General features: G+C 37.0%; 25 protein-coding genes and 1 pseudogene. 3 read left to right on the top strand and 23 right to left on the bottom strand.

Going from position 1 to position 20840, the window contains the following annotated elements; all coding sequences use genetic code 11:
- Positions 1-142 precede the first annotated feature (142 nt).
- From DM800_RS19060 to DM800_RS19025, 9 genes and pseudogenes are all read right to left on the bottom strand, one after another.
- Positions 143-451 (bottom strand): thioredoxin family protein, encoded by a 309-nt coding sequence (locus DM800_RS19060; RefSeq protein ID WP_076541789.1) that lies wholly within the window; start codon positions 449-451, stop codon positions 143-145.
- Between the two features lie 3 nt (positions 452-454).
- Complete coding sequence (locus tag DM800_RS19055; RefSeq protein WP_000640866.1) at positions 455-799, bottom strand: toprim domain-containing protein; 345 nt, start codon at positions 797-799, stop codon at positions 455-457.
- Between the two features lie 81 nt (positions 800-880).
- A complete protein-coding gene (locus DM800_RS29275; RefSeq protein ID WP_179955687.1) occupies positions 881-1411 on the bottom strand; it encodes a hypothetical protein in 531 nt (176 codons plus the stop codon).
- Positions 1412-1512: 101 nt separating this feature from the next.
- Complete coding sequence (gene gcvH / locus DM800_RS19050) at positions 1513-1896, bottom strand: glycine cleavage system protein GcvH (RefSeq protein WP_000026896.1); 384 nt, start codon at positions 1894-1896, stop codon at positions 1513-1515.
- Between the two features lie 41 nt (positions 1897-1937).
- Positions 1938-2303 carry an arsenate reductase family protein gene (locus DM800_RS19045; RefSeq protein ID WP_000218969.1) on the bottom strand — a complete coding sequence of 122 codons (366 nt, stop codon included), beginning with the start codon at positions 2301-2303 and terminating at the stop codon, positions 1938-1940.
- Positions 2304-2911: 608 nt separating this feature from the next.
- Positions 2912-3154, bottom strand: a complete 243-nt coding sequence (locus DM800_RS19040) for a DUF3937 family protein (protein WP_141499166.1) — start codon at positions 3152-3154, stop codon at positions 2912-2914.
- Between the two features lie 121 nt (positions 3155-3275).
- Positions 3276-3401, bottom strand: a pseudogene (locus DM800_RS29960) (quinol oxidase); the annotation flags it as partial.
- Positions 3402-3414: 13 nt separating this feature from the next.
- Positions 3415-3528, bottom strand: coding sequence for a tail length tape measure protein (locus DM800_RS19030; RefSeq protein WP_137012387.1), 114 nt, complete (start codon positions 3526-3528; stop codon positions 3415-3417).
- Between the two features lie 55 nt (positions 3529-3583).
- The gene (locus DM800_RS19025; RefSeq protein WP_098078325.1) at positions 3584-4111 is read right to left on the bottom strand and encodes a hypothetical protein; all 528 of its coding nucleotides are present in this window, start codon (positions 4109-4111) and stop codon (positions 3584-3586) included.
- Positions 4112-4254: 143 nt separating this feature from the next.
- Here DM800_RS19025 and DM800_RS19020 point away from each other — a divergent pair, with 143 nt between their 5' ends.
- A complete protein-coding gene (locus DM800_RS19020) occupies positions 4255-4902 on the top strand; it encodes a phosphatase PAP2 family protein (RefSeq protein WP_048542336.1) in 648 nt (215 codons plus the stop codon).
- Between the two features lie 55 nt (positions 4903-4957).
- On the opposite strand, the gene DM800_RS19015 is transcribed toward DM800_RS19020, so the two are convergent.
- From DM800_RS19015 to DM800_RS18970, 10 genes are all read right to left on the bottom strand, one after another.
- Complete coding sequence (locus tag DM800_RS19015) at positions 4958-5971, bottom strand: PTS sugar transporter subunit IIC (RefSeq protein ID WP_000666174.1); 1014 nt, start codon at positions 5969-5971, stop codon at positions 4958-4960.
- A gap of 22 nt (positions 5972-5993) precedes the next feature.
- On the bottom strand, positions 5994-6944 hold the full coding sequence (locus DM800_RS19010; protein WP_088608556.1) for an L-lactate dehydrogenase: 951 nt from the start codon (positions 6942-6944) through the stop codon (positions 5994-5996).
- A 245-nt stretch (positions 6945-7189) separates the two neighbouring features.
- Positions 7190-7438 carry a spore coat protein gene (locus DM800_RS19005; protein WP_001002991.1) on the bottom strand — a complete coding sequence of 83 codons (249 nt, stop codon included), beginning with the start codon at positions 7436-7438 and terminating at the stop codon, positions 7190-7192.
- A gap of 13 nt (positions 7439-7451) precedes the next feature.
- Positions 7452-7637: a hypothetical protein gene (locus DM800_RS19000; protein WP_001180550.1), complete on the bottom strand. Its 186-nt coding sequence runs from the start codon at positions 7635-7637 to the stop codon at positions 7452-7454.
- 693 nt (positions 7638-8330) lie between these two features.
- Complete coding sequence (locus tag DM800_RS18990; RefSeq protein WP_147787352.1) at positions 8331-8888, bottom strand: TetR/AcrR family transcriptional regulator; 558 nt, start codon at positions 8886-8888, stop codon at positions 8331-8333.
- A gap of 3 nt (positions 8889-8891) precedes the next feature.
- Positions 8892-9614, bottom strand: a complete 723-nt coding sequence (locus DM800_RS18985; RefSeq protein ID WP_147787351.1) for an MBL fold metallo-hydrolase — start codon at positions 9612-9614, stop codon at positions 8892-8894.
- A gap of 139 nt (positions 9615-9753) precedes the next feature.
- Entirely contained in the window at positions 9754-11538 is a 1785-nt protein-coding gene (locus tag DM800_RS18980) for an acyl-CoA dehydrogenase family protein (RefSeq protein WP_000416287.1), read from the bottom strand.
- A 115-nt stretch (positions 11539-11653) separates the two neighbouring features.
- Positions 11654-11797: a hypothetical protein gene (locus DM800_RS29270; protein WP_088608559.1), complete on the bottom strand. Its 144-nt coding sequence runs from the start codon at positions 11795-11797 to the stop codon at positions 11654-11656.
- Positions 11798-11925: 128 nt separating this feature from the next.
- Complete coding sequence (locus DM800_RS18975; RefSeq protein ID WP_001206340.1) at positions 11926-13098, bottom strand: acetyl-CoA C-acetyltransferase; 1173 nt, start codon at positions 13096-13098, stop codon at positions 11926-11928.
- A 21-nt stretch (positions 13099-13119) separates the two neighbouring features.
- Entirely contained in the window at positions 13120-15501 is a 2382-nt protein-coding gene (locus DM800_RS18970; RefSeq protein ID WP_147787350.1) for a 3-hydroxyacyl-CoA dehydrogenase/enoyl-CoA hydratase family protein, read from the bottom strand.
- Positions 15502-15738: 237 nt separating this feature from the next.
- On the opposite strand from DM800_RS18970, the gene DM800_RS18965 reads away from it, so the two are divergent.
- Together DM800_RS18965 and DM800_RS18960 are read left to right on the top strand one after the other, a co-directional pair.
- Complete coding sequence (locus DM800_RS18965; RefSeq protein ID WP_001096344.1) at positions 15739-15885, top strand: YuzL family protein; 147 nt, start codon at positions 15739-15741, stop codon at positions 15883-15885.
- Between the two features lie 97 nt (positions 15886-15982).
- Positions 15983-16822: a D-alanyl-D-alanine carboxypeptidase family protein gene (locus tag DM800_RS18960; protein ID WP_147787349.1), complete on the top strand. Its 840-nt coding sequence runs from the start codon at positions 15983-15985 to the stop codon at positions 16820-16822.
- A gap of 22 nt (positions 16823-16844) precedes the next feature.
- Here DM800_RS18960 and DM800_RS18955 read toward each other — a convergent pair whose 3' ends face one another.
- The 4 genes from DM800_RS18955 to DM800_RS30070 form a co-directional block, all read right to left on the bottom strand.
- Entirely contained in the window at positions 16845-17762 is a 918-nt protein-coding gene (locus DM800_RS18955) for a proline dehydrogenase family protein (RefSeq protein WP_046955846.1), read from the bottom strand.
- Positions 17763-18072: 310 nt separating this feature from the next.
- Entirely contained in the window at positions 18073-18318 is a 246-nt protein-coding gene (locus tag DM800_RS18950) for a YusU family protein (protein ID WP_087986005.1), read from the bottom strand.
- A gap of 48 nt (positions 18319-18366) precedes the next feature.
- On the bottom strand, positions 18367-18669 hold the full coding sequence (locus DM800_RS18945; RefSeq protein WP_001018862.1) for an MTH1187 family thiamine-binding protein: 303 nt from the start codon (positions 18667-18669) through the stop codon (positions 18367-18369).
- A 77-nt stretch (positions 18670-18746) separates the two neighbouring features.
- A complete protein-coding gene (locus DM800_RS30070) occupies positions 18747-20747 on the bottom strand; it encodes a methyl-accepting chemotaxis protein (RefSeq protein ID WP_147787348.1) in 2001 nt (666 codons plus the stop codon).
- Between the last annotated feature and the right edge of the window lie 93 nt (positions 20748-20840).

The raw sequence follows: 20840 nt of genomic DNA, 5'->3' as shown, positions 1-20840 counted from the left end.
CCTTCATATCACTTTCTATTACACATACCATTCCCTCTCACTAAAGAGCAATCCTGTTACTTTCGCTCGACAAATACTGTAACCACCCTGCATCTCGACATATTTCCCGAGAAATATGTCGAGGCGGCAAAAACTTTGCCGCCTACTTTAATTCCGTATATAAATATTCAACCGAATGAAATGCATATATCTTCTTCATGAGTGTCCCATTTTCAAAAACAAGTAAACACGGTACACTTTCGATTCCATACTCTTTCGCTAAATGCGGAGCATAATTTAAATCTAACATTCCAATTTGGAGGTCTTCAATTGTCATCTCAACAACTGTTAACATCTTTTTTGCTAATTGGCATGTTCCACACATTGGAGTATATACATATAACACTGTTTTTTCTTCGTTCTCTATTAGGGCTGTAGCTTCGGCTCCTGTCCAATCAATCACTTCTATCATTCCTTACCGTAAATATTCTGTATAAACGTCAATGTCAGCTCCCCATAATACATTTGCTAAGTGTGAAGATGGCGCAGTTGCCACTTCTCGGTACGAGCGATCAATGTAAATATGCTCTGCTTGCGGAAATTCTTTTCGAAATTGCTTCCTTAACTTTTCTCCAGCATCATCAGCATCCACTAGTACATACACTTCCTTATCAAAAAACTGATCAATGAGCTCATCCATTTTCGATAAACCAATTGTACCATTTGTACAAACAATTTCCACCGGTTCACGAATAATAGATTCAATCTTTCTTCTATCTGATTTACCTTCTACAATAATGACTTTTTCTACATAAATCATATGTCATCACCCGATCACCATATACTATACAACCTTTAACTTAGTATATAGTATATTCGTTATTTTCATGTTGTTTCCTGTTTATTTTTGCAAAAGAAAAGCGGAAGCGGCTTGCTCAGAACAAGAGGACATTGGAACTCCTGAACTAGAGGCGCTTTTTGCCTCAAGTTCAGGAGTGAAATGACCGACTGTTCTAGCCGCTGGAGCTGGATCACAAAGAAAAGCGGAAGCGGCTCGTTCAGATTGTGAGGGGGATGGAGCTTCTGACGTAAAGGCGCTTTTTGCCTTGTAGGAAGAATCGAAGCCACCGAACAATCTAGCCGCTGAAGCTGGATCATAAAGAAAAGCGGAAGCGGCTCGTTCAGATTGTGAGGGGGATGGAGCTTCTGACGTAAAGGCGCTTTTTGCCTTGTAGGAAGAAGCGAAGCCACCGAACAATCTAGCCGCTGAAGCTGGATCATAAAGAAAAGCGGAAGCGGCTCGTTCAGAACAAGAGGGCATTGGAACTCTTGAACTAGAGGCGCTTTTTGCCTCAAGCGAAAGAGTGAAATGACCGACTGTTCTAGCCACTGGAGCTGGACAATAAAAAATTAAACGAAATCGTTTTTTCAAAAAACACTCTCCTACACGATAATTAGTATATGATTCTACGTTCATTATTTTACACAAAATAAAAAAGGACAGCACAAAGGCTGTCCTTTAGTCGACTATAATTAGTCTTGGTTTGTCATTTCTGCATATTTTTCTGCAGTTAATAACTTCTCAACTTGGCTTGCATCAGAAAGTTCAACTTTAACCATCCATGCACCCTCGTATGGAGATTCGTTAACAAGTTCTGGTTGGTCACTTAATTCTTCGTTTACTGCTACAACTTTACCACTTACAGGTGCGTATAACTCAGAAACTGTTTTAACAGATTCTACGCTTCCGAATGGCTCGTCAGCTTCGATTGTTGCACCTACTTCAGGAAGTTCAACGAATACGATATCGCCTAGCTCACCTTGTGCAAAGTGAGTAATACCGATAACAACTTCATTACCTTCAGTTTTTACCCATTCGTGTTCTTCAGAGTAACGTAAATTATTTGGAATGCTCATGACTGTACCTCCAGTGAATGTATTAATTATGTAAAAATACCTTATTGGTACTTTTTCCACACACTTTCAAACTGCTCTTCGTTAAAACCAAGTGTTACATTCGTTCCATTTGTTACGATTGGACGTTTAATCAACATGCCATCAGATGCTAAAAGTTCGTACATTTCGTCTTCACTTGCATCCTTTAACTTATCTTTCAGACCAAGTTCGCGGTAACGCATTCCACTTGTATTAAAGAATTTTTTTAATGGTAATTCACTTTTTTCATGTAAATTACGTAAATCTTCTTTTGATGGTGGATTTTCAACAATATGAATCATCTCATATGCTACATCGTTTGCCTCAAACCATTTCTTTGCTTTTTGACATGTGCCACACTTTGGATATGAATAAAATGTTACTGTCATAAATTCACCTACTTTTTTACTAACCTTTACCTTTATCATATAGAAAACGTTTTATTATTTCAAACGATTATTCGCTAAACTTTTACTTATTTCGTGATAAATTTTAATAATCCTGCGAATTTTCCTTATTTTCCCGCCATTTGTTAAGAAAAAATAAATATATATTTTTTTAGATTCTTCTCTCATCACTCGCCGAACATATATCTTAAACAAACGTTTGATTAACTCCCTATTTTTCTTTGCTAACTCTTGGGCTACATCGGTTTCTTCCTACCGAACATACATCTTAAACAAACGTTTGATTAATTCCACATTTTTCTTTGTTAACCCTTGAATTGCATCGGTTTCTTCCTACCGAACATACATCTTAAACAAACGTTTGATTAGCTCCCTATTTTTCTTTTCTAACCCTTGGGCTGCATCGGTTTCTTCCTACCGAACATACATCTCAAACAAACATTTATTTAACCATTTCATCCTATAGTCACAAAACCTGGAGACACTTTACATGACAAAGATGTACAGATAAAAGGAACTAACGATTTTGACCGTAATAGTGAGAGTATGCCATGATGTTGAAGAAATTACTGCAAATAAAAAAGACGCATTTAAATGGATGCGTCTTTTGGTGATGTTTCTTTTGTGAAATCATATAAAGCAATTGCGCCTAAAATAACCAATATACTTTCAGGGGCATCTAACAAAATAGTTCTCCAAGTTTCTGATACTACCCATCTAATCCCTGCCGCTGATTCAAGATATGTTTGAAAATAACTGATTGTAAAATCAATTACATATAAACATACTAGTAATGTTAGACCAAATCGAATTAATTTCTTGTTTTTAAACATGTAACACCTCTCAAAATTCATTGGATATTTCTGATTTTAGTTCGTTACATACAAAAATCCTTATATTTAATTTTAACATACGAAAATATCCAAATAAATACAATATGCATATTTGCATATTTCATAAATACTGAGGAATTACTGTTAATAAAAAAACCCTACTAGTGTAGGACAAAATAGCTTTAGCAATCCCAACAAGTAATCGCATAAATAACGAAATCATTTGAACCACTATATAACCGATTCCTGGATGCGCTTCATTAAAACTTTATAATTAAATCTGCAATAGCTGATATAAAATTATAAATCGGTATCATTACAGCAGCGAATGCATCTGGCATACATTGTAAAGCTTTCTTGAGCTTCTCAATCACATTGTTATATGCTTCTACATAAAAAAATAAGAAGCCTCGTTTACAGGCTCCTTCATCATCTATTCAAATAATCTGCAATTGTTTGAAATACGACGATATACATATTATGAATACTTTCTTCAGTATTTCCACCATTGGACAAACCGACTGCCCATTGTTGTCCTTCACCACTTCCGATATTTGCAAAGCCTTGCGTATACATAGCATTTACATCTTTTCGTGCACTGTTATACTCTATCCCCTTTGTAATAAACGTTGAATATGATTTATCTTGCAAACCGATAAAAAATACTGGTTTCTTTAGCGATGAAAATACATTTTTATACTGCTCTGTTGAGGCTTCTTGAAAGTGATCTTTCATTATTAAAAAACCATCCACTTCCTTAGACTTCTTTTCCAGTTCCTCTAACTTTATTTCCTCAAACTTTATATTCCTAAACGTATCTTTCGGCTTTTCTCCAATAACTCCAATTACGAGTGCTCTTCCGTTATATTCTAATTTCTCTCCTTCTTTATCCTTTGCACACCCCGCACTGACTAGGCATATCAATATAAAAAATAAGAAATACGATAAACGCTTCATTTAGCACCCTCCCCTTCTTTTAAGTCAAGTGACAAAAACGTAAGGTGAATTCAAGAAAATGTAAGTAAAATCGATAGCTCAAATGACGTTTCTATATTATAATCAATTGAATTTATTTACATTACTACACATAGGAGATTATCATGAAGAAATTTAAACTTTCATCTTTTCTTCCGTTAAGTTATATACTTCTACTCGTACTCGTAAGTCCCCTTTACGATGTATTAAATAAATCTACTGTACACGCAGTAGATGTCACAACTGTAGTAGATGATTGGATTCCATTTGTGAAAGCATTTATTATTCCTTATTTACTTTGGTTTCCTTACTTATACGGCGCACTTATTTATTATTGCTTTGCGAATCGAAAACAATATTATGTCACTTTAAGTAGTATAATTCTTGGAAAACTTGCTTGTTTTTCTATTTATTATTTTTGGCAGACAACTGTACCACGTCCAACAGTCGTTGGATCCGACGTATTTTCCGAACTAGTCCGCTATATTTATAGTATCGACCAACCGGTAAACTGTTTCCCTAGCATTCACGTTCTTACTACCTTTGTGATTATGCTAGCTGCCTTTAAACGTAGAGAACAACATGCTTTTGAATATTATATTCTTACCTTCTTCGGTACGCTTATTATTTTATCAACGCTATTTACGAAGCAACACGCATTTGTAGACGCCATTTCTGGAATGACGCTTGCAAGCATACTTTACTTCGGCGTTCAGCTTTTATTAGCAAAAGAAACTGTACGTGTTCCAGTAAAACAAAATCACAAAATGTAAAAAGCAGACTGTGGCTTCCAGTCTGCTTTTCTCTATATAAAAGGAGATTTTCAATTTAAGATTGCGGTACAGTCATATCACCAGAGTGAATACGACCTGCTTTTTTAAGAGCAATGTAAAGTATATAAGAAACAGCTACTGGAATGATGATATAAGTGATTACCATCGCTGGGACAACTTCCCATCCTTCGCTAGAAATTAAATTAATTGGTGCGATAAGAGAACTTAATCCAAGACCTGCAATTTCTTTTCCTGCTTCTAGTTGGAAAATTAATGCGGATACTGGACCAACTATAGCACTGGCGACGACAGTTGGGACGAGAATCATTGGATTTTTAGTGATATTTGGCAACTGTACTTTCGGAGTACAAAGCGCTTGAGCTAATATGCCGCCTAAATTATTTTCTTTCGCTGAGATTACAGAGAATCCGATAAACTGAGCAACGCAGCCTGCAAGAGCAGCACCACCTGCAACACCGTCTAAGCTAAGTGCGATCGCTAACGCAGCTGATGAAGCTGGAGAGATAAGTAATAGTCCCCAAACGACTGCAATAACAATAGAAGCGATGAACGGGCTACCAGCTGAGCTATCTTTAATGAATGCTCCAATTGTATTTAACACAGGAGTAATATTATGAGACAACCAAATACCAACTAAACCAGAACCTAATATTGCCGCAAATGGAACGAGCATCATATCTAACGCAGTTTTTCCACTTAAACGTTTACCAATATATACAGCTAAAGTCGCTGTTAATAATGCACCGATTGGCTCACCTGTTTTAATAATTAGACCTGCTTCAGTAATTGAAATGGATCCAGCACCAATCGCTCCAGCTACCATAGCCGAGAAGATTACAAGACCATTTGCACCAAGCATAAAGGCAATTCCGGCACCAATGGCCGGTGCCATAAGCGATTTTGCAACAACTCCGATTGTAATAAGCAATGGAATATCAACAATTCTTCCTATATTTTCGATTAGTAAACCAATTCCAAGGGATACGAAAATACCTTGTGCGATTCCAGCAGATGCTTTAAATACACGAGACATTATATATTCCTTCATTTGTTTCACCTTCTCCTATAAGTTAGTAACCAATTGTTTTCATATAATCACGTAAAATATCGTTTGATTTTGCGAATCGAGATTCTTCATCCTCTGTTAAGTTTAGTTCTACAATTTCTTTTATACCATCTCTAGTAATAATAGCTGGCACTCCTGTACAAATATCATACTCACCGTACTCCCCATCTAAAATAGCTGATACAGCAATGACACGGTAATCATCGTTAAAGATTGAGCTCGCAATATATGCTAGAGAATTTCCGATTCCGTAATAAGTAGTACCTTTTCGTTTATAAATTTCCCATCCAGCTTTTGCAGTCTTCTCAACAATTTCATCTAAATCTATTTCACCAAATCGGTCTTTTTTCTCTTCTAAAATTTGTAGAATCGGCTTTCCGCCAACAGTTACGTGAGACCAAGCAACCATTTGAGAATCACCATGTTCTCCTAGAGAATACCCATGAATACTACGAGGATCTACATGTAACATTTCAGATAAAATTGTTCTTAAGCGAGAAGAATCTAGTGATGTACCAGTACCGATCACACGATTTCTAGGTAATCCAGATAATTTCCACACTTGATATGTAATAATATCAACTGGGTTCGATGCAAGTAAGAAAATACCATCAAATCCACTTTCCATTACGCCGCCAACAATACTTTCCATAATCTTCGCACTCGCTCCTAAAGTATCTAAGCGACTTTGTCCAGGTTTTGGTGCTGGTCCTGCTGTAATAATAACGATGTCCATATCTTTGCAGTCTTCATAGCTTCCTGCATATACTTTTGTTCTTGTATTTGTAAAGTTAATGCAGTGTGATAAATCCATTGCTTCCCCAACTGCACGTTCATGATTTATATCAATTAATAATAGTTCTTCGCAAATGCCTTGATTTACAATGGAATATGCACAACTTGATCCAACTAATCCAGTACCGATAATTGCAATTTTTCTTGTATTTCTTTTCATAGCAATCTCTCCTAATTGATCATATAATCTATTTCTTTTGTTCTTTACACTCCTCATTATATAGATTCCCACGATATAAACCATGGATACTTTGTGAAATATTGAGCAAGCTTTTGTCCTTTTTGTGAATTGTTATATTCCATTTTCGTCATATTTGTTACAACTGAAAAAATATTTATTATATATTTATTGACATGCCCAAAACAAAAAAACGAGCGACTTCATTCGCTCGTTTCTTCATCCCATTATTCCGCACTTAATTGACCTTTTAATTGCTGTACAATCATTGGGTTAGCAGGTGCTGCTGGTTTGTAATAACTCTTTTGCTTTGCGTACTCATACATATTACGTTGACGCATCTCATCCTGATTACGAATTTGGATTAACGTTTGATGTAACTGTTCATTATCAGACTGAGAAATATAATTTGCATAACTTGTTAAACTTGCATTTAATCCTGCTAAATAATCATTTACCATATCTTTTTCATTCATCTGTCGCTTCCTCCTATCCTAGAAAAGTCATCAATTGCTGTTTCGTATTTCGTGCATCTTGTGCATCCTTTTGTAGCATTTGTTTCAGTTGTGGATCTGTACAAGCCTGTGCGTACTGGTCTAACTTATTAATAATTGTTGCATGTCCACCAATTAAATGGCGTAAGTTTTCTACTTCAAGCTCTGTTAAATTTTGCATAGAATACTCCTACCTTTCTTCATACATTCTCCTTTAGTATTCTATTCTTTCTAAATCATATTCATTAAAAATCTTTCTTACATTTCAAATCAATCAAATCTATTTAGAAATACTAAAAAACGTTGTAATTACAGAAAAGCACAAATATTCAAGAGGTAACTTATAATAACAATATAATCCCTAAACAAACCATGGTAGGAAGGTGTAATCATGCCAAAATATTTTAAAGTTATCTTCTTAATGGCTTATGCAATCCTATATGTAAAATTGTTGATTGATATATTAACTTCAAAACCACTGTTCATTTCTATACCTTTACATATGTTATTTCTCATTTGTTTGCTATTTATAGCACTTAACAATTATAAAAATCGTAACACTACCTTTTTCCTAGTATTTATTAGTGCCACCCTATTAGTAAGCGTTAGTTTCATTAAAAGTACTCTTATATAAAGGAGCAATGAACATGAAAACCCATAATTTCCTTACAGAAATCCAGAAAGGCTCTGAACCTAATCCCTATCAAGATCCTATCGCATTCAGTTTCGTTTGCTTTTTCTTAGCGATATATACATTTTTCAAACCTGCAAAATGATATCATTTCATGAGAAAAAGCCTACCATTCTTTTCGAATCATATGCACAAAAAAACCTTAGAATTGCTTCTAAGGTTTCCGGCTATCTCGCTTCCTGTTCACTTTCGCATTACATGTAATCCTTTAATAAACGTTTCCAATAATACATGTAAACTTATATCCAAATCTAACGGCAGACCAAATCCACCTTGCTGTTCAATCGACGCAAACCCGTGACAAATACTTCTGAATCCACGTGTCGCATGAAGTGCATTCTCTCCTTCTAAGCCGTACTGTTGTAACACCTGAAGACAAAGCTTTACAATTCCGTCACCTGCTTTTCTTACTTCTTCATCTCGTAAAAAAGTTGCTTCATACAGTCCAGGATGTTTGCGTACGAATGCTACATACGCTTCTCCCAAAGCATGAATTGCTTCATCCATCCGTTTACCCTCGGCCGCTTCTTCCAGTCTGTTATACAGCTGTTTGATTCCGTAAATGCCAAGATTTTTCCGTACATCTTGTAAACCTTTCACATGATTGTATAGCGAGGGTGAACGTACCCCTAATGTTTGCGCTAATGAAGCTAACGTTACTTCTTGTATTCCATTTGTATCTGCAATTTCTGCTGCTGTTTCTACAATTTTCTGTAATGTAAGTCCGATTCTCGGTGACATAAATTAGCCCTCTTTTCTACTTTCTATATTCCGCTTAGCTTCCTTAATAGCAAGTTTTATGATAGCACCTGGATCATTTATCATTTTCCCATGTCCTGCCGCAAGTAAGGAAGGCTCATATTCGCTTAGCTTCTCTGCACTTTGTAATGATATTTCTTTGCTCCACGTTGCCATCGCAGGAAACGGAAACCAAAATTTCATTTGTCCCGAAACAGCCATACCTCCTCTTGTTTGGAAGGCATCCCCGACAATAAGAGCTTTATTTCGTACATCAAGAAGCGACATGGAGCCTGGCGTATGTCCCGGTGTCATAATCGCAAGAAGCGATCCAACTCGGTCGCCATCTTCCAATAAAACATCAGGTACCGTTTTTACCTTTTTAGGTACACCGCCTTTTATCGGTATATTCGGTTCATCCTTTTGTAACGTCGTATCTCCTTCTAAAAGCTTTGCGTCCCGTTTAGAAATATAGACTGGAACATTAGGAAGCACTTCCTTTAATGCGTCTAATGCACCAATATGATCATCATGCGCATGTGTTAATACAATCTTAGTAATTGGTTTTCCTATTTTCTCAGCCGCCTGTAAAATACCTTTTGCGCTATATGGCAAAGCCGCATCAATTAAAGTTAAACCATCTTCTTCCTCGACAAAGTAACAATTCACAGGAAACACTCTTGGCAAAAATGACAATTGATATACTGTTTTTTCATGTATCACTCTCATATTTCCATCTCCCTTTTCACGAAAACTAATACCGTTAGTTTTATTATACTAATGGCATTAGTTTTTTGCCACTAAAATTTTCATTTTTGCAAAAAAAAAGAAAAGTAGCCGTTTATACGACTACTTTTCTTTACAGCTATTAAACTGTGTAACGCTCATCTTCTAAAATTTTCGCAGCGATTTCACGTTTCTTCGGAATTACGTTAAGTGGTGTGTGGCGAGTTAATTTACGTAATGATGATAACATCATGCGTAGCATGTCGCCGTTTTCAACTGCGATAAGTGTTTCTTTCGCATCTGCTTCGATTTCGTTGAACGCTTCTTGGCAGAATACTTCAGTGTATAACACTTTTTGTTTATTCTTTTCAAGACCAGTTGTTTTAATTGCCTTTTCTGTACGAAGAACAGCTGACTCCATTGCGTATAGGTTGCTTACGATGTCAGCGATATTCACAAGAATTTCTTGCTCTTTATCTAATGCTTTACCGTATTTTTGAGCAGCTAATCCAGCTACCATTAAGCCGATTTTCTTCGCGTTAGTTACTAAATATTTTTGAAGTGCTAATGGCTCATCGCCTACTTCTTCTGGCATCATCATCATTAACTCTTCTTGTAATTTTTGTGCTTTTTGAAGAAGTGGTAATTCACCTTTCATCGCTTTACGTAAGAACGTACCTGGTACGATTAGGCGGTTAATTTCGTTCGTTCCTTCGAAAATACGGTTAATACGAGAATCGCGGTACATTCTTTCAATCTCATACTCTGCCATAAATCCGTAACCACCGTGAATTTGAACACCTTCATCAACTGTATAATCTAGTACTTCAGAACCGAATACTTTATTTAAAGAACACTCGATTGCATATTCAGCGATAGAAGCTGCTACTGCTTTACCGTCCTTTACTTCCTCTTCAGATAATGTGCTCATGCGGCTTTCGAATAAACCTACTGTACGGTATACAGAGCTTTCAGCTGCATATGTTTTCGCTGCCATATTCGCAAGTTTCTCTTGAATTAATGGGAAGCGAGCGATTGGTTGTTTGAACTGTTGACGTTGGTTTGCATATTGTGCTGAAATTTCTACTGCACGTTTCGCAGATCCAACTGTACCAACACCTAATTTATAACGGCCGATATTTAAAATGTTGAACGCGATAATATGACCTTTACCGATTTCACCAAGTAAGTTTTCTTTCGGTACTAATGCATCTTCTAAAATTAACGTACGAGTTGAAGAACATTTAATACCCATTTTCTTTTCTTCTGGGCTTGTAGATACGCCAGCATATTCTTTCTCTACGATAAATGCTGAGAAGTGCTCTCCATCAATTTTTGCGTATACGATAAATACGTCAGCGAATGCAGAGTTTGTAATCCATTGCTTTTCACCATTTAATACGTAATGTGTACCTTCTGCATTTAAACGTGCAGTTGTTTTCGCACCTAATGCATCAGACCCTGAACCTGGCTCTGTTAATGCGTATGCCGCTAATTTTTCACCAGTTGCAAGTAATGGTAAATACTTTTTCTTTTGCTCTTCATTACCGAATAACACGATTGGTAATGATCCGATACCTACGTGAGCACCGTGAGTAATTGCAAAACCACCAGCGCGAGAGAATTTCTCTGCGATTAACGCTGAGCTTACTTTATCAAGGCCAATTCCGCCGTACTCTTCTGGTACGTCAGCGCCTAATAAACCAAGTTCACCAGCTTCTTTTAAAAGACGAACAGAACGATCAAACTCGTGTTGCTCTAAATATTCAAGCTCTGGAAGAACTTCATTTACGATAAAGTCCTCTGTCGTTTTTGCAATCATTTTATGCTCAGATGAAAAATCCTCTGGCGTAAACACTTGATCAATCGTAATCTCATCAACTAAAAAGCTACCGCCTTTAACCGCATTTCCTACTGTTTTTTCCATGAAAATTTCCTCCTTCATATTTTCATAAGCAGCTTCTTTCTTTTTGAAAGAAACTGGCTCTCAATTTTATTTTTTATAAACCTTTGTTGCTTCCATTCTTTGTATTGGCGGCATCTCATTTTGAGCGAGCCGCTTCCACTTTTTTTAATCTAGTTCCAGCGGCTAGAATGTTCGGTGGCTTCGCTTCTTCCTGCGAGGCAAAGAACGCCTCTACGTCTGAAGCTCCATCCCCCTCACATTCTGAGCGAGCCGCTTCCACTTTTTTTCATAATCCAGTTCCAGTGGCTAGAACAATCGGTCGTTTCATCCCTTCCTGTGAGGCAAAAAGCGCCTCTACGTCAGGGCTTCCAACGCCCTCCTGTTCTGAGCAAGCCACTTCCACTTTTTTTATAGTAATTCAAACACTCCTGCTGCTCCCATTCCGCCGCCGATACACATTGTTACGATACCGAATTGTTGGTTGCGGCGTTTCATTTCGTGAATAAGAGATAGTGTTAGTTTTGCTCCTGTACAGCCAAGTGGATGTCCAAGTGCTATTGCACCGCCGTTTACGTTTACTTTTTCTTCATCTAAACCAAGTTCACGAATAACTTGGATCGATTGAGAAGCGAATGCTTCATTTAGTTCGAATAGGCCAATATCAGATAGCTCTAAACCAGCTAATTTTAACGCCTTTGGAATTGCAGCGATTGGGCCAATTCCCATTACTTCTGGTGGTACACCAGCTACTGCAAATGAACGGAATTTCGCAAGTGGTTTCATGCCATCACTCACTGCTTTTTCACGATCCATTAATAGTACAGATGCTGCACCGTCACTCATTTGTGAAGAGTTACCAGCTGTTACAGAACCGCGAACGTTAAATGCTGGACGTAATTTACCTAAAATGTCTAGCGACGTTTCTGCTCTTACACCTTCGTCTTGTGCGAAAATGATTGTTTCTTCTTGCAGTTTATTGTTTGATCCAACAGTACGTAACGTTACATCTACAGATACTGTTTCATCAGCAAAGTTACCTGCAGCTAATGCTTTCGCAGCACGTTGATGACTTCTTACTGCAAATGCATCTTGTTCTTCACGAGAAATTCCATATTTCACAGCAACTTGCTCTGCTGTATGTCCCATACCCATATAATATTCTGGAGCTGCTTCAACAAGGCGACTATTTGGACGAACAACGTGTCCCATCATCGGAACTAAACTCATTGATTCCGCTCCGCCTGATAATACAGCTTCCGAGTGACCAAGCATAATACGCTCCGCTCCGTAAGCAATACTTTGTAACCCTGAAGAACAGTAACGGTTAATTGTAATAGCTGGAACATCGTAAGAAAGTCCTGCTAGTCCGCCGATATTACGAGCCATATTTAACCCTTGCTCTGCTTCTGGCATCGCACAACCGAAAATTAAATCATCGATTGGTCCTTCATAATTCGCACGCTTTAATGTTTCCTTTACTACTAACGCCCCTAGATCGTCAGGACGAACTGTTTTTAATGAACCCCTCTTTGCTTTTCCAATTGGTGTTCTTGCTCCCGCAACAATGACAGCTTCTCTCATGAACGATATCTCCCCTCGTTATTAGTTACGTAATGGCTTTCCTTTTACAAGCATGTGCTGCATTCTTGCTTGTGATTTCATCTCACTTACTAAGCTAATAAATGCTTCACGTTCTACATCTAATAAATACTGCTCATCAACTTCTGTTCCGTACGGCACTTTTCCGCCCGCGATGACATATGCAAGTTTCTTCGCAATGTGAAGATCATGTTCAGAAATGTAACCTGATAAGTGCATTGCTTCTGCACCAAGTACAAGAGTTGCATATCCTGTTTCACCAACAACTGGTATCTTTTTACGAATCGGCGCTTTATAGCCAGCTTCATATAAAGAAAGTGCTTTTTGTTTCGCATCATATAGTAAGTGATCACCATTCACACTAATACCGTCTTTATCGCCTAAGAAGTTGTTCGATACAGCTTCTTGTGCTGATGTAGAAACTTTCGCCATCGCTACAGATTCGAATACTTTATTCGCAACTTTTTGCAGATCAAACTCTACACCGTTTGGCATTTTATTTAAGTGTTTAATGTATAGCTCTTTATTACCGCCTCCGCCAGGGATTAAGCCAACACCAACTTCTACTAAGCCCATATACGTTTCACTAGAAGCTTGAATGCTCGCTGCTGGTAAACAAACTTCTGTACCTCCACCAAGCGTCATACCGTATGGTGCTGCTACAACTGGCTTAGAAGAGTATTTAATTTTCGTCATTGCATCTTGGAAGTTCTTCACAACCAACTCAATTTCAAAGTAGTTGTCATCTTGCGCTTCCATTAAGATCATTGCTAAGTTCGCACCAACGCAGAAGTTCTTCGATTGGTTACCGATAACAAGACCTTTATAATTCTTTTCTACTTCATCAACAGCGTAGTTAATCATTTGCGTAATATCCATACCGATTGCATTGCTCTTCGAATGGAATTCTAAGCAAAGGATGCCATCACCTAAATCAATTAAGCTCGCTCCGCTATTTTTCTTTAATACGCCATTTTTCGCTTTTAATTGCTTAAGAGAAATTGCCTTTTTATTACGTTCGATTAGCTTATATTCGCCATTATCGTAATAGTAGCTATCTCCGTTATCATGTTTGTAGAAAGTAGTGAAACCTTTCTCTAACATTTCTTTCACCCAAGTCGGAACAACTACGCCGTTTTCTTCCATCTTTTGAACGGACTTTTCAACGCCGATTGCATCCCAAACTTCAAACGGTCCTTGCTCCCAGCCGAAGCCCCACTTCATCGCTTGGTCAATTGCAACGATATCGTCAGCAATTTCTTTATGAAGTTTTGCAGAGTATAAAAGAGTTGGTGTGATGATGTTCCATAACAACTCTCCTGCGCGGTCTTTCGCGTATACAAGCGCTTTCAATTTATTCGATAAACCTTTTTCTTGTTTACTTAACTCGATAGATGCAGCTTTTAATTTTTTGCGAGCTTCGTATTCCATCGTTTCAGGATTTAGTTCTAAAATTTCTTTTCCTTGTTTTAAGAAGAAGCCTTGACCTGTTTTACTTCCAAGCCATTTTTTATCAAGCATGTCATGCATGAAGGCTGGTACTTTAAATACATCACGCTCTTCTTCTTGTACGTTTTCATATACGTTATTTGCAACGTGTACGAATGTATCTAAACCGACAACATCTAATGTACGGAACGTTGCGCTCTTCGGACGACCAATAAGTGGGCCTGTTACAGCATCAACTTCCCCAATGCTATAGCCGCGTTTTATCATCTCTTGAAGAGTTACTAATAAACCATACGTACCGATGCGGTTTCCAATAAAGTTTGGTGTGTCTTTTGCGATAACAACGCCTTTTCCAAGAACATCTTCGCCAAATAGTTTCATGAAGCTTAATACTTGTGGATCTGTTTCTTTCGTCGGTATTACCTCTAGAAGTTTTAAATATCGTGGTGGGTTAAAAAAGTGTGTGCCTAAGAAGTGCTTCTGGAAGTCGTCTGAACGACCTTCTGCCATTTTTTCTACTGAAATGCCTGACGTATTCGAGCTTACAATAGAACCCGGTTTACGAACAGCATCTACTTTTTCAAATAGTTTCTTTTTAATATCTAAGTTTTCAACTACTACTTCAATAATCCAATCTACATCAGCTAGACGCTCAAGATCATCTTCTAAGTTACCTGCTTCAATCAGTGCTAGATTTCCTTTCACTGTCAGAGGAGCTGGTTTTTGCTTTAATAGTTTTTGCACAGCCGTATTACTAAAACGATTTCTCACACTTTTATGTTCTAATGTAAGTCCCTTTGCTTCCTCTTCTTTTGTTAGCGCAGGTGGTACAATATCAAGCAATAATGTCGGAATACCAATATTAGCTAAGTGTGCCGCAATCCCTGAACCCATTACGCCTGAACCTAGAACAGCAGCCTTTTTAATTTGGAACATCCATTTCTCCCCCTATTCTTGAATGAATGCTCATTCAATTTTTCGACATAAGTCGCAATCAATGAGTGAGCCTCTACTAATAAATATATGATACAGTTTGAATTTTCGCAATATATTTATTGATAAAATTTTCTGAAATAAATATATTTCTTTCATTTGGCTATGCTATACATGTGTATTTTCTTCATTAAAATGCACTTTTCCTTTTTATAATCTGACGAAACTGGAGGAATATATATGGCAAAACTTAAGAAGAACCCTTCAAAGGCTGGAATTAGCGCAGCAAGCGTAACTGGAAATGCAGGTCCTCATAATCACGGTGTGGAAAAGGGCCGTCAAGGTAATAACCAACAATATAAGAAGCATAATATGGGCGAAAAATAACGGTATATTTTTGGGCAGAAAACGTGGCATAATGGGTAATGGCTGCTTTTTCTGCCCAATTTATTTGTACATATGGAAAACAAAAGAGGGAACGATGATGAAACGAACAATAGTTATGATTGTAATGATTGCTACACTATTTACAGGGATGATTTTCTTCTCTTATGCACAAAGGCAACAAGCTGTAAGAGCGGATCAACCTAACATTACTGGGCAATATGGCATTACAATCGATGCAGACACAGGTGAAATTTTGTATGGGAAACGGGAAGATGAACGCTCTTATCCGGCTAGTATAGGGAAAATGATGACTACCTTACTCTTACTAGAGAATGTAAAAGAAAATGATGAAATTACAGTTACAGAGAACGCAATTAAAACAGAAAGTCAAAGTAAGAAAATTAAACTTCGTGCCGGGGAAAAGTTAAAGCGGGATGAGGCATTAAAGCTTATGCTTATCATTAGTGCAGACCCGATAGCTGAATCCATCGCAGAACATATCGCAGGATCAAAAAATGAATTTGTAAAAATGATGAATGCAAGAGCGAAGGAACTTGGTACAAAGCATGCGACTTTCAAAAACGCAAGTGGTGCTGATGCACTTGGAAATAAAGTATCGCCATATGACATTGCTATGATTACGAAAGAAGCATTAAAGTACCCAGTTGTTTTAGAATATATGAATTCAACACGTACAACTCTACATACTTCAGAACGCTCTCCAAACATCGCAAACTATGGACGAGAAGAACTATATGACGATCCATATGCAATTGGAAGTAAAAGCGGTCTATCAGCACTCGGAAAATATACGGTCGTAACAGTGGATGAAAAAGACGGTAAACGCGTCATTAATGTTGTTTTATCTTCTACTCGCACGCAGCTATATCCTGATACGAAGAAAATGGCACATTACGCATTTCAGCAATTAAAATAACCAAGGAGTATTTTCTCCTTGGTTATTTTTTAACCATACCTTTTAACACGAACGCAACGTTTGCTGGACGCTCTGCTAGACGACGCATGAAGTAGCCATACCAGTCATTTCCATAAGGCACATAAACACGCATTTTGTAACCTTCTTTTACTAGCTCAAGTTGACGCTCATTACGAATACCATATAACATCTGGAATTCAAATTGGTCTCTTGGAATGTTGTGTTCTTCGGCAAGTTTTTTTGTATATTCAATAATCGCTTCGTCATGTGAAGCAATCGCAGTATAATTTCCATTTAATAAGTGCATTTTAATAATTTTTTTATAGTTATCATCTACATCTTTCTTCTCCGGGAACGCTACCTCTTCAGGTTCTTTATAAGCTCCTTTTACAAGACGTAAATTAGGACTATAAGCATTTAATTCTTCCATATCTTTTTCTGTACGATATAAGTAAGCTTGAATAACTGTACCAATATTATCGTACTCAGATTTTAACTGTTTAAAGATATCAATTGTCTTTCCGCAGCGTGTATAGTCTTCCATATCAATGGTAACAAACACACCATTTTCTTTTGCAGCTTCTAAAATACGGCGCATGTTGTTCATTACGATTTCATCAGAGATATCTAATCCCATAGAAGTCATTTTTAAAGAAAGCTGCGAATCAAGACCTTCTCTTCCAATTGCACGGATTGCTTCAATCGATTGGTTAGCCATTTCATTTGCTTCCGCTTCATTATCAACGAATTCCCCTAAATAATCGATTGTTACACAAAGTCCTTGCTTGTTCAATTGTTTAATAGCTGCTGTCGCTAATTCAATTGTCTCCCCTGCGACAAAGCGACCTGCACCAAAGCGTAAACCGTACTTTTTAGCCAGTTTTGTTAGCGCTTTATTTTTTGACAAGAAAAGAAACGAATTTCGCATTAATTGTTCCATGTAATTCACCCCTATGACTGTAATTTATCTGTTTTTTACCCCTCTTCAAAATTATATCATTGTTTAAAATTATTGGATACAAATAATTATTTAGATAATTTATAAAATACTATAAAAACATTTAAAAACCTATATTCTCGCTTATAAATATGCAGGGAATATTTTTCGACATTTAGAAAAAACGACTTTACTAGGCACAAAATAAGCATGTCGAAAATATTCGACATGCTTATAAAACCCTTTATATTCCATGTAAATTATATAAGGATATTAATACAGAAAACTTGAGATTATATTTACCTCAAGTTTTTTATTGCTCATTTCTCTTCTCTTCATTCAACTTTTTAATATCTGTAATTAACTGTACCATCTCTTCTTTCGCATCAGGATATGTCTCATTCCAATGCTTCACTAAAGCCGGCATCGTCTTCGCTATGTAAGAATACAGTGCCCATTTCTGCACCTGTTCTTTTCTCTCTGCATTGCTCTCTCCAAGTAATAGTTCTGTGTATTTTTCTAGTAACCCGTCAAATTGTTCGTTAAACTTTTCACTCATCTTATCTACCTCCTATATGAAAAAAGCAGCGAAGATCGCTGCTTTTCCTTATAATTTTGATCGAACAGAGTTTAATTTCTTTTCCATCGTGCTTACTTTATCACGACGATCATCGATACGAATTGTTGTTGCAACGCGCTGTGCACCTTTCGTATATGGAACTTCATGCATTTGTTGAATTACTTCTAGAATGACAGGAAGATCTCCTTCAATTACTGTATTCATTGGTGTTAATTGATACTTCACGCGATCTGCATTTTTCTCTAGCACCTTTTGTACTTCTGCTACATATTCACTAACACTTGGATTACCAGTTCCTACTGGAATAATCGATACGTCAACAATTGCCATAGTAGTCTTCCTCCTATAATTGCTTCTTATATATCCATTGTCTATTTTACCGAAATACTCATCATTTTACTAATTTGTTATTCCTCTATTTTAAACTGCTCAACCAATCTTTCTAAGTCTCTCATATGCTCCGTCAAACTTTCCATCGTATGAGCTACCTTTTCTAGATGACTCACTTGAGATTCAGTTGCAGCATTTACTTCTTCCGAAACAGCTGCGCTTTCTTGACTTGTACTAGCAATTGTATGCATTACCGTTGTAATTTCTCCTTGCTCGTAACCGATGTTATGTACCTCTTCTACAATTTGTTCGACTGAAGTACTAATTGTATTTACAACTGACATAATTGTGCGGAATTCCGTTTCTGCCTCTGTCGTAACTTTATTTTGTATATCTGCAATATCTTTTAATTTACTTATAACCTCTACAACTCGCTTTACCTCTACTTGTACATCGCCAATCATCGTTGCGATTTCTCCTGTCGCCTCTTTCGATTGTTCCGCTAACTTTCGAACTTCTTCGGCAACAACAGCAAAGCCTTTACCTTGTTCCCCTGCACGCGCCGCCTCAATCGAAGCATTTAAAGCAAGTAAATTCGTTTGATCCGAAATACCTTTTATAAGCTCTACAACATTTTGAATCGATCCAACTCTTTGCTCTAACTTTCCGGATGCTTCCTCTGTATGAACAACAATCGAAGATGATTGGCCCCTTGTACGAACTAAATTACGCATCGTATTTAATCCTTGCTTAGATGCCTCTTCAGCTTTGCCAGCCACACCTTTTATTTCACCAACCGAATTATTCATTTGTTCCACTGACTGCGCCATATTCTCGAGTTGCTCTGAAACTTCATCTACACTATTAGCAAGAGTAGAAGCTCCTCCGCTCACATCATCCATTGCACCTGATACTTCTCTACTAGCTGCTACAGTTTCATTCGTTAAATAATGTAGATTATTCGTTGATTGTTGCACTGTTAATACACTATTTTTAATTTTACTTACCATTTCATTCATTTGCTCAACCATATGATTAAAATGATTCGTCAGCTCTCCAACTTCATCCTTACTTGTCACTTTCATTTGCAACGTTAAGTCACCTTCTGCTACTTTTTGAACGTGATTTGTTAATAGTTGCAATGGTCTTGCTAATCTTCTTGAGAACAAGTATGAAGCTGCGATTCCAACTAATAAACTAATACATGCCATTATAAGGACTGTATTTCTCATACTATTTAATAGCCCATCAATCGTTTCTTTCGGATAAAAAATTCCTATTTTCCATTTCATCAAATCAAATGACTGGCTATAAACAACTACATCTTCACCTTTTAATGTAGTGACAGCATATTTTGTTACCTCTTTATTTAAACTCTTCACAAGTGGCTCTTTCGAAACATCTTTCCCTATTTTCTCTGGGTAAACAAGAGCCATACTTTTATCATTTATAATAAACATTTCTCCGCCATTATTGTATTGAATATTATGAAGTAACTTCTGAATTGTTCCGAGCGATACATCCATCGCAACAACACCTAACACAGATCCATCTTGAGCTGTAATTGCTTTAGAAACTCCCACACTTAACTTACCTGTTGCAATTTCATACATAGGTTGTCCCCAGTGAACCTTTTTCACATCAGCTTCTGATTCTTTATACCATTGTCTTGTCGTTGGATCATATCCTTCTGGCACTTGTCCACCTTCAGCAAGATTGGCACTTAATGTTTTTTTATCTTTCGTACTAATATATAAGTCTAAAATACCAGGATGATTCTTTTTGTACTCCGAAAACTCTTTCGTCAAAAATGCTTCTTCTTCTGGAGTAACTCCGTCTTGAAGTATATTACGAACCATCTCACTGTTCGCATAATATCCCATATCTTCATCCGTTCTTTGAACAAATGTCGTAAGTTGCTCTGTCACAAGATCCATCGTATTTTGAGAATACTGGTCTAAGGAGCGCACTTCCTTCTCTTTCTGTAATTGATACATAGCTGTACCTAATATTACAAACATCATAGAAATAAGCACCGAAAATACTACCGCAATTTTTAAACGTAAACTTCTCAACATCTTCCCCCAAGCATCCCCTTCTCGTTGTATTGTAATCATATTAATCACTATATTAAGTATAATGGATAAAATTAAAAAATTGAAATTAATTCT

This window comes from Bacillus sp. AY18-3 (genome assembly GCF_008042305.1).
GTDB lineage: Bacteria > Bacillota > Bacilli > Bacillales > Bacillaceae_G > Bacillus_A > Bacillus_A wiedmannii.
Note: the sequence above shows the minus strand (reverse complement) of the source record. Positions and strands in the feature narration are given on the sequence as shown.